A 12,156-nucleotide genomic window follows, 5' to 3' on the forward strand; every position below is an offset into this window, starting at 1 on the left:
TTTTTGTATTTCGGGCTTACAAAAGAATGGGATAGCTCCCATTCTTAAGCTAAAAATATTACATAACCATCTGCGTCAAAATAAATGTCACTCCATGCATACAGCTGGTTAGTTTCCGATGCAGGCACATGAAAAACATTCACCTTTTGCCATTGGCGAATTTTCTTCCCCTTTGAAATTTCCAATTGTTCATATACTTTATTCAAACGATAAGTAGTGCCTAGTTTTCTATAAATTTTCTCATCATTAGTCAAATGTTGAGGTAAATAAATATCATATAAAACTCCAATATCAGAATCTGTAAATTCTCCTGCAATTTCTACTTCCTTCACTACATTAATTTGTAATAAATCCTCACGCCGACCAAGTGATAGGTATTCTACTGGCGATTTCAATGCATCTACAATAATCGGAATATAACTTTCATCCTCTGGAACTATATGCAATACAAGTTCTACATCTACTAACAATTCTGTTGTTGATACGCCCCTAGTAATACCATGTGCTTTACCCTCAGTCAGTTCTACTTTCAGCTGATGTCGTCCTTCCTCAAAGGTACTCCCAGCAAACTCATAGCGTGTCCATAAATCATTGACTTTCGAGTGGTATTTACCTTGAATACTCACTTGCATGGGTACATAGCTTGTAAAGCCACATGCAGCATGAATCATACCAATTACTGTTGAATAGGGTGGAAGCGGATAGGATTCCTTCAATTGAAAACTTGTGGGCTTACGATAATTAACCAAATTTTGATAGGCCTCAATACGAATTCCTTTCATATTCTCACCCTCTTATTGATAGTATTTTATAACTGCCGCTTCAAGTCCTTTGAAAAATTCAGCTATTGACTTTGCTTGAAGTGTTTGCTCGATTTCTTCATCATTTGCTAAAAGGCCTTTTACTAAACCGACGCTTGTTTCTTTCTGTACATGTTCATCAAGCGCTAATACGCCTTCGATTGTAGCCACAGCAAGTTTATTTTCTTTTAATTTCAAACGATTTTCAAAAAATGGATTTTTATAATCATAAACACCACCGATAGCAAATATCGGGGATAAATTTTCACGACGACCTTTAATGTCACGATATAAAAACTTTAATGATTGCAGTAATGCAGTTACACGCTCAGCACGTTCAGCCAGCGGAATTTCAATATTATCATTCGCATCTATGCCCACCTTGTCTAAGTCAATTGTTACTGTGTAAGCATAAAAGGACTTATGAATTTCACTTTGTGCGATATTTCCACCTTTTAAATTGTCATCATTTGTGGCTTCTTTATAACGATCAAATAACCCTTTATTCGTTAAAAACTCAAGATCTGTATTATAGCTTTCTAGTGCTACTGCATTTGATAGCCTTACCACAGCTGCACGTGTCTTAGTAGGTTTGACCGTTTTCATATAACCAAATAAATCAATCTCAGCATAGTCTGCAATTGTTGCTTCGGGATGGAATTGAATTACACTGCCATCTACTCCTAATGGCGTATTATTAACTTCCATTTGCTCAACAATGTTGTAGCGAAGCGCTTGACGAGAAAGGTATGTATACATTTCATGGTCTCCACGTGAAATCTTTTTGAGCGAAGTTACGTTACCTACCCCCTCACCATAGTTCGCACTCTCTGCTTCAAAAATGATACTTAATGTTAAGCCTTTTTTATTCATTTGTTGTATCCTCCTTCTCATCTTCTGATTTTTCATAGCCATTTAGACCTATTAAAAATGCATAACCGATTGTTTGGAATTTTTCTATATCATTTAACCCTTGAATAAAGAATGTTGGTATTGATAGTTTTTCATTCTTTTTGTAGCTATATGCTTGGAAAATTGTATCCATAAATTTATTAGGATTTTTTACTTTCAGCGCATTTAATAGTCGATATGAAATTGCATTTAGCTTTGCTTCCTGCCCTCGATACGCCTGCTTTAGGTAATAACCACTAATACGAATTTTACGTAACTCCTCCTGTGTCATAAAATGCTCCCTCCCTTTAAATCTATTATTTGAAATATTCAGTACTTTTTGAATAGAAGCCATCCCTTTAAAATCATCATCAATAACTAGACGCATTAATCGATAAAGTAAATCTGCAAAACCTTGTCCATTGTAAAAGCGTCGTAGCACTTCTTGATAAAGACTTACATACTCTCCATTTTCCTTTACATATTTCCCTACTAAGAACTGAAAATCTTTCCGACTATCATACATTTGTTGTGCCTTTTCACGTGATAACATATTAAATGTATACGGTCTCGACTCTGAATTGCGGTCATATTTAACAATTTGAATGTTATCAATTTCTAATAACTTTTGGTTTTCTGCCTGTTGTGCCATTAAATCTAGAAGTTGATAATAAGCCATTGATTCTAAATCGTCTCTTGACACTTCTACTTTTCCAGCCTTTAACGATATAGAATTAACTGAAACTAAATCGTCTACAGAACGGTTATTATTTATAAACAATCCAGCCCCTCTTACCAAAGTAAATCCTAGTGGTATACAGCTATACACAATATTACAAATAGGACAAATAAAGATATCACGTTGGTGATCCCAATAATGTGAGGATTTTCTCGCAGCATCTACCCCAACTTTTTGTACCCATGTTAAATCAAACGCTTCTGTTGCCGATTTCATTTTATTATCACAACAGGCACAAGTTAATTTACTTTTGGCATATTTCTTTTCATCGTTTTTCGTTTCTAAATAGTTCTTAGCTGCCCGAATAAAATAATTATCATATTCTACATACAAATCTTTTTTACTAGCATTACTATTTAGTAGTGATACATTTGACCAGAAACCTTGAATTACTTGATAACTGAGAATACGCGGTACAATATAGCGTTTAGCTTGCTCATGTTCTAAAAATGATAGGCACTCTAATAATTCTTGTGCCATTGCAGTGACTTGTGGTTGCACATCTTCGAGCGTTTCTTTTTTCTTCTTATTTACTTTTTTAAACGCCTTTGCTGAAACTTCAAAATCATAGGAGATTTCCGTTAAAAAGGGATAAACATTTTTATAACTATTTGAAGTGAGCCATCTTTTCATGTTGTCTATAAGTATATTAAATTGTTCTAGCTCCTTTTCTTCGGTTATCCCCTTTATACATTTTTTAACAAACTGTTTACTATAGGTATTTACCATTTTATAATAACTAGTTTCAGAACCATAAAGGTCAACAAGCGATGCGAAATAATGTTCTTCAAAATTGCTCAAGTTACTTTCAGGAAATGTTACGGTTTGTCCATCTGAATCGTACGGTAGCTTTACAAAGTCAAATACTCTACAAAGTCCCAATATTCCACTGTTGTAAAGCACGTCGTCTAATTGCAATTCAATCATATCTCTCACCTCCTATTCATTGATCATTTCGATATGTCCAAAGAATAAAGCTCTCCTGAATCCCAATCCAGCCTGTGTAAGTATAGATAAATCTTCTGGATGCCCCTCTAATATAAAGTTACCTTCATGGGCATTCATATACAAAATTCCTTTATCATTTAACGTTGCAAACTTATCGTGCTTTAATTGCACAACTTTTTTACGCATTGCAATCGGTGTAAAAGCTATCGGTTCATATAATGATCGGCCCATGATGGATTTCATGCATTCATTTGCAGCATAATTTAATTCTGTTACATATGACGAATCGTCAATCTCTAGATATTTCCCTAAAGAATTTTTCATAATAAGCGGTGAATTAGTTTTCATTAGGACTCTATTTGACTTTGGTAGCTTTTGTGGAAGTATTTGAATTTTTTCTAAAGTTAGTTCGTAAGATTGATATTTAAAACATTGTTGTTGAACAAAACCGTTATAAAGATAAAGCATGAATTCTGCATCTGGAGAGGACATTGTAAGACGCACATCTCCTTGAATTGAGAATTCTCCGTTTTCTAAAATATACTTATTCAAATAAATAGCTCCCGTAAATGGACGCATCATTTTATTGGCTTGATTCTCCGAATATTGATACATCTTTTTCTGCATTTCAGGATTTGAATTTGATAAAGCCGACTTTACAATACTCGCAAACAAAAACTGATGATGTCTCGGCAATTTTTTTGTTTTGAAAACTACCAATAATTCCATTTTTACCACCCCTTTCCTTTATGATCTAATTCCAATATATTCTATTTATTTGGAATTTACAATAATAATTTATTAATTACATAATATTAAGTAAGGCTTGAAAATCAAACTCTTATTTATTCAATCATTATTTATGTTATATTTATAAGGTCTTCAACAATGTGGAATGTAAATTACTTTATATTAGTACTTTTAATTAACTACGTGGAAACAAAATAGGGTGAGATATCCGCCACTCGTATACGTATGAGTGGTTTTTACTTACTTATTTCCATCAAAATGAAAAGTATCGGAAAGTTGAATTCTTTTTACAAAAACTAACCTCACTATCTTTTACACGGTCGGTTTGCTACACCATGTTTTTCACATACTTTCGGTTTCATTCAACTGTACGTACCATAAGGGATTTCACATCTCTGTTGTCCTCGTTATAAGTTATAGTAAAAAATGGATGTTCACTACCTCTGCTTACGTGTCTTTGTTTTTTCCTAATAATGTAGAAAAAATAAAACTGAAATTTCGGTTAATATTTATGCAATGCTAATGGCTTAAGATGAATAACCCAATAATCTCCGGTGCGAATCTCTCTATAAAAATATGTTTGCTTACTATTCGCACCTCTCCAAACTATTACAAAATCTCATATTCTAAATTTAATTAAGCTAGTATTTTACATTTATTTAGTATTATATATCCAAAACTTAAATATCTCTAACACATTTTATTATTCCATTTTCTGTAAACAAAAATAAAACCAGCAATTACCGATTATTTCGATGTTACTGGTTTTATTTCCGATTATTATTTTTTCCGTTTCACAAACACAAAGCCAAGAATAACAGCTGCTAGTACAAGTAAGGCTACAATCCAAACCGTGTTTGATGAAGTTTCATTTGTCTCTTTTGTAGACTGCTGTTGGTCAATAGGTGTAGCGTTTTCTGTTTGTATCTGTGTCTTATTGGTTGCTTGTGCTGGCGAACTTATTTGAATGTATTGAAGGGTAGGTGTGTCAGAAGATTGCCCTTCATGATGATCGCCGCTTTGGTCATGACCATGTTGATGACTGCCCCCTGTAGTGAAAATCGATTTTTCTACAGTTTGGCCTACCCAGCTTTTTGCGTCAGTTGAATCTGCGAAAATACGTGGATGTCCTGAAAGCATGTAGGTTGTGCCGTTGATGATCACTCCTGTCTCGTCACCTGTCACAACATCCTCTATTGTTCCAGTTGGCCCTTCAGAGAAGCCACCCATTTGAATTAAGGAGTGTCCACTCATATCAACATCGAGATGATCTGTTAAAAAAGAAATATACTCTTCTTTCGTTAAAGTAGCATCTGGTTTTTCAAGCTCTAGTTTATGATGAAATAAGGCTGTATTTATTTCTTTGTACGTAATGTCACCCTCCAAGGAAGATACATAGTCCTCATTTTTGGCTGCTTGTGCTAGCTCATCAACAGTAGCGCCTTTAAGACCGAAGAAACCGCCTACCCAGCCCGCAAAATCTTGACGTGATAAATTTTCTGTCGGATTTAAATTCACATCTTTGCCATTATAGCCCAGTAATCCAATGCTATGGAGCACCATGATTTCCTTTATCGTTGGTGCAGTTTCTGGAACATCTGCATAGAGCGTACTTTTATCCATAGTATGGGCGTAGGCTACTGGAGCCATAAACAATGTGCTCATTAGTATTAATAGTAAATATTTTCTCAAAATGATTCCACCTTCCAATGCAATAGTATACAAGCTAATTGTGTTGAAAGTATGTAATTCCGATAGATTTAATACTAATTTGATAATTTAAATTTTTGAATGATTTCATTTAAATTCTCTGCCATCTCCGCTAAATTAGCTGAACTATATTGAATTTCATCCATGGAGCTAGCTGCCTGTTCAATTGTGGCGGATGTTTCTTGTATGCCTGCTGCAGATTGTTCAGAAACAGCGGCAATTTCATCCACTGATTTATGAATGCTAGCCGTATTTTGGACTACCTCTTCTAGTTTCGTGGACATGCTGTCTATGTTGATGGTCATGGAGGAAACTGCCTCCGTTATTTGATTAAATGTTTCATTCGTTGATGCAATTTGTGTTGTACCTTTTTCAACCTCACCATAGCCATTCTCCAGTGAAGCAGTAACTGTCTGAGCATCTAATTGAACCTTTTGAACAATTTCTGTAATATCATCAACTGAAACGGCTACTTGTTCCGCAAGCTTACGCACCTCATCAGCAACGACTGCGAAGCCTTTTCCATGCTCACCTGCTCGTGCCGCTTCAATAGCAGCATTTAGCGCCAATAAGTTCGTTTGTGCAGCGATATCCTGTATGACAGCTACAAGTTTAGATATATTCTGCGTTTGTTTACTTAATCCATCCACCTTTTGAACAGCATCTTTCACAATAACATGGATAGAAGTCATCTGCTCTGTAGATACGTTCATTAAGTCCTTTCCCACTTTTGTTAACGCCATGACATCCTGTGAATACTGATAAACATACTTACTGCTGTTATTGACATCTGTCATCTTCGTATTAAATTCCATCATATTCGTGGCTACATCCGACGCATTGCTAGCCTGTAATTCTGTACCGCCTGCAATTTCAGTGACGGTAGAGACAATTTGCTGTGTACCTGTCTTGACCTCTGTTGCTGATTGCATAAGCTCCTCACTATGCGCAGCTACATCATTCGATACTCGTTGGATATGTCCTAAAAAACGATTCAAAATATCTGACATTGTATTGGTCGCTTCTATTAGCTTCCCTACTTCATCATTTGATTTCACCACTAGTGCAGGCTCACTTAGATCCCCGTCTGTAATACGTTGCATACGATTCGTTACTGTAATAATAGGTCTTGAAATAACGCGTGCACTAATGAAGGCAATTCCAATTGAAACTACAACAAGGATGATTCCAATGATAATACCGGTAATCTGCTTATTATCACCTGCAGTAATAATGTCTGTGCCTACTGTCGTTATGGACTGCTTACGATTTTCTGCTAAGCCTTCATAGCCTTCTCTTATTTCAGTAGCCTTTGTATCCATAGCAGCTAAGTTTTTAGTCGCCATTTCGATATTGCCCTGATCATAAACATCAAAGACATCTTTTTCAACATAGCTACTCCATTCCTTGGCCATTGTTGCAAAGTTGTTAAACTCTGCTGATTCTGATAGGGCTAAACGAATTTTTTCATTTTTTAATGCACGCTTAACATTATCATCGAAAATTTGCTTATATTTTTCATCACCCGAAAGCACATAACCTCTCGCCGCCGCAATTCTTAGGCTAATCGTTGATGCGAGTTCATAGTCGGTAATTAAAAGGTGTAAGTCCTCTTCAATAATTTGCTCTGTTGCACTATTGCTCAGTTTAACTGAATAAAAATTGTATCCTATGTACAAAATCACTATTGCTACTACAATGCTAAAGGAAAAAACAATTCTTTTACTAATTGACTTAAATTTCATGTTTAAATTCTCCTTATTTGTTGAATGAGGACCTTTGTTATTACTATTAGTAATCTATCATTATTAAAATAAACATGGTTAATTTAATAATTCTTTCTATATTTAAAGAAATAACTAGTCAATTTTTAAGTAATTTTCAGCATTTTTCGGTTTTATTTTACAAATCCAAATGCACTAATGAATTTTCATAACAGGGATTTTTGAACTAAAAAGAACAGCCCTAAAAATGGCTGCTCCTGTTATTTTTTCTCGATTTGATAATCAATTTGTAAAAAGGGTAATCCAAAAATGCGCATTTTATGAACAGCTGTTAGTATTTCATTTTTTGTAGTTATCACAAAATGCTCCTGTAAAGGCAATTGAAATAAAAATCGATGGATGGCTAAATAAATGCCAGCATCTCCATCATGAGTACTAGTCAAGTGTAAACACCCATTTTCCTCATATAAATACAATACCCCTATCATCGTTGAAAATGGTAATGGCAGTGCAATATTCAAATAAGTGGTTTGGTCTGTAGTATGCTTTGAATAAATGGCTACAAAGGTTGTTTGTTTGTCGATTGCGCGAATCCAGGCACGTGGGGCAGAACGTCCATCTTGCTGTTCGTCAACTTTTATAATCCTACCTGTCATTTCTATTTGCTGGCTAGACAGGGGTAAATTTAGCTGTTGTATGTAACGACTAAAGCCTTGATAAATCAAAGCAAACGGTTTAAACCAGGCCTTCCATTTGACGGATGCCTTTAAACGATACTGTTCTGTTTGCTCATAAAAATGTGGGATTGCAGGAGATAACGCTGTAGTATCAACAAAATCATGAAGTGCATCAACTAATCCCGGATGAGAATCATTTTGCTCACGTAGTTTCCCGCGAATTTGACTAACTGGAAATTGTACTGATTGATGAGTTCTTTTAGGAACGGCGATAGCCCATGCTAATACACCTACTGCCCCAAAGAAAACTCCATTGATAACACCATGAAACTTTAGCATTTCTGGTATCCCAACAAAAGAATGTCCAAGCAAATTACTCAATGCATACATGATGGACCATAGGATTGTGATACATAAAGAACCATAGGATATGCGTAATAGCAGCCCCTGAATTGCAGGAAATTTGGTTTTTAGTGCAAGTATAAATAAACCGTAAATAGCTATGATGTATAAGCCCACAGAAAAAACTTCTAGTATTTTAGAGAATGTTATTCCTAAGGCAACAAGAAACGGTCCGCACCATATAACAACAAGAATCGCATTAAAGAATCTGCTTTGATGAATACGTCCAAAGAGACCAAGTGATATGACTAAGAGACAGGCTGAGTAATGAAAATGGATAGCTGTTAACCATGTAATTAATGGTGGGAAACCTGTATCGATTTTTGCAATAAAAGCAAAAAACCATAGTCCTCCAGTAAATAAGTACATAAGTCCAATATCAATCGAAATTTCCGCTATATTTGTAAAGCCACGTTGCAAAAAACGATTTACCCCCATGCTCGCTATAAATACTGTATAGACAACATAGATAAGTGCTAGAACAATGGCTAGCCACCCTTCTGTCCACCAATGAAGCATTGTAACTGCAATCATCATTACAGCAATAATGGCATCTCCGCCTCTTGGAAGATCCACCACCATTTTGATCATTGCAGGTATAAAAATTAGCTGTGCAATGGTAAGTAACAACATAAAGCTAGGCTGCTCACTAAAGCCAAAACAAATAGCCGCCAGTATAAATCCGAATAATAGAACAGGCTTACCTAGATTGTTGCGTAAATTCACCAGCATACATCATCAGCCTCCCTATCAACGGATTATGGATGGACACATGAATCGTAAATACATTTCTGGTGTCATCAAAGCCCTCCTCCACCACAACATGTCCCTGCAAAAATTTAGGAAGCGCACATTCAATTTTGGACAAAACCAAGCGTTGAAAACCTGAACGAATAACCAATCTTCCTTCACGCGTCACAGCAAAGTGCAAATCAGAATAAAAAAGAGCTGGTTCACCTAAATAATCTTTCACTATTTTATGAACTAAATCCACTGTCATTCTTGCATGAAAATATCTAGTTCTTTTTGGAAAGTGGAAGGCACGTTCCCATAAGACTTCCAACTCACCACTTGGCAACGTTTGACAAGTGTTACAAATCGAAAACGGTATATTCTCACCTGACTCAGGGAACAGGAATTTTGTTTTAGTCGCTACGGTATAAAAGGGACGCAGCCACTTTGCTCCCGATTCAATTTTATGCATAACGCCTATCGCATAAAATGGTTGATCTACTGGCAGTGTATAGCGTTCTTGAAGTTTTGGATGCAGTTTTGTAAATTCCTCACCTAATATGGTTTGATAAATGGTCATGTTGTCTCCTCTCGCTTCCGTATGCAGCGTCTGGCACTTGGCATATCTTTACTAATTATAAATCCGATTATAGACAATACCCATAATGCTAGATTAAAAGTCACTGGATTAAAGGGTGCAGTAGCAATCGTTATATCTGCTAGCAAGGCCCCTATTGTTAAAAATGGAAATACAATAATTTGCGCTCCAAACAATAAGCGCTTTCCTCGTGGTAACAGCCAGCAAAGCCCGAACAAAATCTCTGCTATACCAATCAAGATGACTATTTTGTTAGCATTATTCCAAGAAAGGGCGTCTTCGTTTGGCTTTGCCATTGTTTTGCTCATATTTAACTTGATTTTGCTCGACTCCCCCTCTGTTTCGCTCGACCTGCTCCTAAATTCGCTCGGTCCTCCTTCAGTTCCGCTCGGCTCATTCCCAATTCCGCTCGGCCTCACATCAGTTTCGCTCGACTTCACCCTATATCCGCTCGGCCTCACATCAGTTTCGCTCGGCCCCACCCTAACTCCGCTCGGCCCCACACCAACTCCGCTCAGCTCCACCCTATATTCGCTCGGCCCCAGCTCAGATTGTAAGTCTTTCTCTAGTATGTTCTCCACGAGCATAACCTCTGTGGGATGTTGCACAATAATTTTGGGAACTAGCCCGTGATATACCCATATAATGCAAAAAAGAATGCTTATGAAAATTGTTAAAAAGAAACGTCGATACTGGGAAGTAGGGCTTTCTCCCTTTTCAAGCCATCTCTTTAAAACGTCAAAGCTTAGCGCTGTTGCCCAGCCCATAATTGGACGAAACATAGCGTCCAATAGCTTACCAAGTTTTCCATAGCGAACATCATAGTCATACTGTGTTAAAAATGTCAGCCCCCTATCATGAGGGATATACTGCCAATAGCCCCTTCCCTCCGCAATCGGAGATATTTTTTGTGGTGTTCCAAAATGCAATGAGGATGTTTTAGTCCCATCCTTTTTTTGGTGCTCTCCCTTACTTTCACCCCAGCCGCGAACTACCACACCTGGCATTACCTTTGTTTCATAGGTAAATTGCTGAGGCTCTTCAACAGATTTTTTTTCAATGTATGTAATGGAGGTAAAACGTAAATCCCACTGCTCATGAAGCTTCGGATTTTGGGTGTAGGTCCATGCCTCCTCAATAGGTGCAAGTATATCCACCTCCACATAAATAGGCTTTTTCTTCATGCCTCACTCCTCCTACTTATTAGCCCTTTTCAAATATATTGACAGTTGCTTTGTGCATTTCTATTACCCCATAAGCTCATCTGCTATTTTCACTTGAGGGCTTCCACACATCTATCGGTAAATGATCGTATAGAATCGATGTTACCTTGTATTCTATTTCTTCTTTTTAAGATAGTTATTATTCTCGTCATCTTAAGATAGCCAATGTTTGTTCACAAATAAATTTGTCCTTCAAATCGTTCTTTATGTAGACGCTTATAATAATTTTTTCATTATCGTCAAGACTATCCTCCATTTAAAAATCGATTTATACTACTAATAATATTATAGCAGTAAATTGATTTACCACCATAAACTTCAAATTTATTATTTTTTAAAAAACTTGAATCGAAATGGGCGTTGGCGAAGTCTAATGGGTGGAAGGAGGCGATTTTCATTACTACACAGCATGTTTCACTAGTACAGTTAGCTCAACATGGGGATGAACAGGCATTTTATCAGCTGATTGAACAGGAGCAGCATAAACTTTATCGCATGGCTTATGTCTATGTACAAAATGAAAATGACGCCGTAGAGGTTTTTCAGCAAACCATTATTCGTGCCTATGAGGGACTTCCTCAGTTAAAGGAGCCACACTATTTTTCAACCTGGCTAACGCGCATTATTATTAATGTTTGTAAAACCTATATAGCAAAGAAAAATACAGTACAGCTTGTCGAGCCACATACTTTAGAGGATTTTACTAGTACAACACCTACATATATCGAAGAGGAGCTAGATCTTTGGCATTCTCTCTGTAAGCTTGAGGAAAAATATAAAACTGTTCTGCTACTCCGTTTTTACCAGGACTACTCAGTAAAAGATATTGCCGCAATTTTACAATACCCTGAGGGCACTGTGAAAACAAATATACGACGAGGTTTACAGGCTTTACGACAACAATTAAAGGGGGCATATATAGATGAATGGGTTCAATCCGTTGAAAGAGGTCATTGATGCGA

The 12,156-nt window shown here is 36.5% G+C and carries 10 protein-coding genes; 1 reads left to right on the forward strand and 9 read right to left on the reverse strand.

The window, feature by feature from the left end; genetic code table 11:
* Positions 1 to 44: 44 nt before the first annotated feature.
* The 9 genes from cas5b to B2R82_RS00900 all read right to left on the reverse strand — a co-directional run bounded on the left by cas5b (position 45) and on the right by B2R82_RS00900 (position 11,155).
* Positions 45 to 782 carry a type I-B CRISPR-associated protein Cas5b gene (cas5b, locus tag B2R82_RS00860; protein ID WP_286923068.1) on the reverse strand — a complete coding sequence of 246 codons (738 nt, stop codon included), beginning with the start codon at positions 780 to 782 and terminating at the stop codon, positions 45 to 47.
* A 12-nt stretch (positions 783 to 794) separates the two neighbouring features.
* Positions 795 to 1,673 carry a type I-B CRISPR-associated protein Cas7/Cst2/DevR gene (cas7i, locus tag B2R82_RS00865; RefSeq protein ID WP_286923069.1) on the reverse strand — a complete coding sequence of 293 codons (879 nt, stop codon included), beginning with the start codon at positions 1,671 to 1,673 and terminating at the stop codon, positions 795 to 797.
* A complete protein-coding gene (gene cas8a1, locus B2R82_RS00870) occupies positions 1,666 to 3,357 on the reverse strand; it encodes a type I-B CRISPR-associated protein Cas8b1/Cst1 (protein WP_286923071.1) in 1,692 nt (563 codons plus the stop codon). The genes cas7i and cas8a1 overlap by 8 nt, the downstream gene beginning before the upstream one ends.
* Before the next feature lie 12 nt (positions 3,358 to 3,369).
* Entirely contained in the window at positions 3,370 to 4,107 is a 738-nt protein-coding gene (cas6, locus tag B2R82_RS00875; RefSeq protein WP_286923072.1) for a CRISPR-associated endoribonuclease Cas6, read from the reverse strand.
* An 801-nt stretch (positions 4,108 to 4,908) separates the two neighbouring features.
* Complete coding sequence (locus B2R82_RS00880; protein ID WP_286923073.1) at positions 4,909 to 5,820, reverse strand: hypothetical protein; 912 nt, start codon at positions 5,818 to 5,820, stop codon at positions 4,909 to 4,911.
* Positions 5,821 to 5,894: 74 nt separating this feature from the next.
* Positions 5,895 to 7,583 carry a methyl-accepting chemotaxis protein gene (locus B2R82_RS00885; protein WP_286923074.1) on the reverse strand — a complete coding sequence of 563 codons (1,689 nt, stop codon included), beginning with the start codon at positions 7,581 to 7,583 and terminating at the stop codon, positions 5,895 to 5,897.
* A 239-nt stretch (positions 7,584 to 7,822) separates the two neighbouring features.
* A complete protein-coding gene (locus tag B2R82_RS00890) occupies positions 7,823 to 9,373 on the reverse strand; it encodes a YndJ family protein (RefSeq protein ID WP_286923075.1) in 1,551 nt (516 codons plus the stop codon).
* Positions 9,342 to 9,953, reverse strand: a complete 612-nt coding sequence (locus B2R82_RS00895; protein WP_286923076.1) for a DUF4166 domain-containing protein — start codon at positions 9,951 to 9,953, stop codon at positions 9,342 to 9,344. Before B2R82_RS00895 ends, B2R82_RS00890 begins: the two co-directional genes overlap by 32 nt.
* Entirely contained in the window at positions 9,950 to 11,155 is a 1,206-nt protein-coding gene (locus B2R82_RS00900) for a DoxX-like family protein (protein ID WP_286923077.1), read from the reverse strand. The genes B2R82_RS00895 and B2R82_RS00900 overlap by 4 nt, the downstream gene beginning before the upstream one ends.
* 399 nt (positions 11,156 to 11,554) lie before the next feature.
* On the opposite strand from B2R82_RS00900, the gene B2R82_RS00905 reads away from it, so the two are divergent.
* Positions 11,555 to 12,151 (forward strand): sigma-70 family RNA polymerase sigma factor, encoded by a 597-nt coding sequence (locus B2R82_RS00905; protein ID WP_286923078.1) that lies wholly within the window; start codon positions 11,555 to 11,557, stop codon positions 12,149 to 12,151.
* Positions 12,152 to 12,156: the final 5 nt, after the last annotated feature.

This window comes from Lysinibacillus sp. UBA6686, assembly GCF_002455205.1.
GTDB classification, from domain to species: domain Bacteria; phylum Bacillota; class Bacilli; order Bacillales_A; family Planococcaceae; genus Lysinibacillus; species Lysinibacillus pakistanensis.

Excerpts from the sequence above, each read along its gene's own strand:
- cas5b (WP_286923068.1), bottom strand. The coding sequence starts at position 782 with ATGAAAGGAATTCGTATTGAGGCCTATCAAAATTTGGTTAATTATCGT.
- cas7i (WP_286923069.1), bottom strand. The coding sequence starts at position 1,673 with ATGAATAAAAAAGGCTTAACATTAAGTATCATTTTTGAAGCAGAGAGT.
- cas8a1 (WP_286923071.1), bottom strand. The coding sequence starts at position 3,357 with ATGATTGAATTGCAATTAGACGACGTGCTTTACAACAGTGGAATATTG.
- cas6 (WP_286923072.1), bottom strand. The coding sequence starts at position 4,107 with ATGGAATTATTGGTAGTTTTCAAAACAAAAAAATTGCCGAGACATCAT.
- B2R82_RS00885 (WP_286923074.1), bottom strand. The coding sequence starts at position 7,583 with ATGAAATTTAAGTCAATTAGTAAAAGAATTGTTTTTTCCTTTAGCATT.
- B2R82_RS00890 (WP_286923075.1), bottom strand. The coding sequence starts at position 9,373 with ATGCTGGTGAATTTACGCAACAATCTAGGTAAGCCTGTTCTATTATTC.
- B2R82_RS00895 (WP_286923076.1), bottom strand. The coding sequence starts at position 9,953 with ATGACCATTTATCAAACCATATTAGGTGAGGAATTTACAAAACTGCAT.
- B2R82_RS00900 (WP_286923077.1), bottom strand. The coding sequence starts at position 11,155 with ATGAAGAAAAAGCCTATTTATGTGGAGGTGGATATACTTGCACCTATT.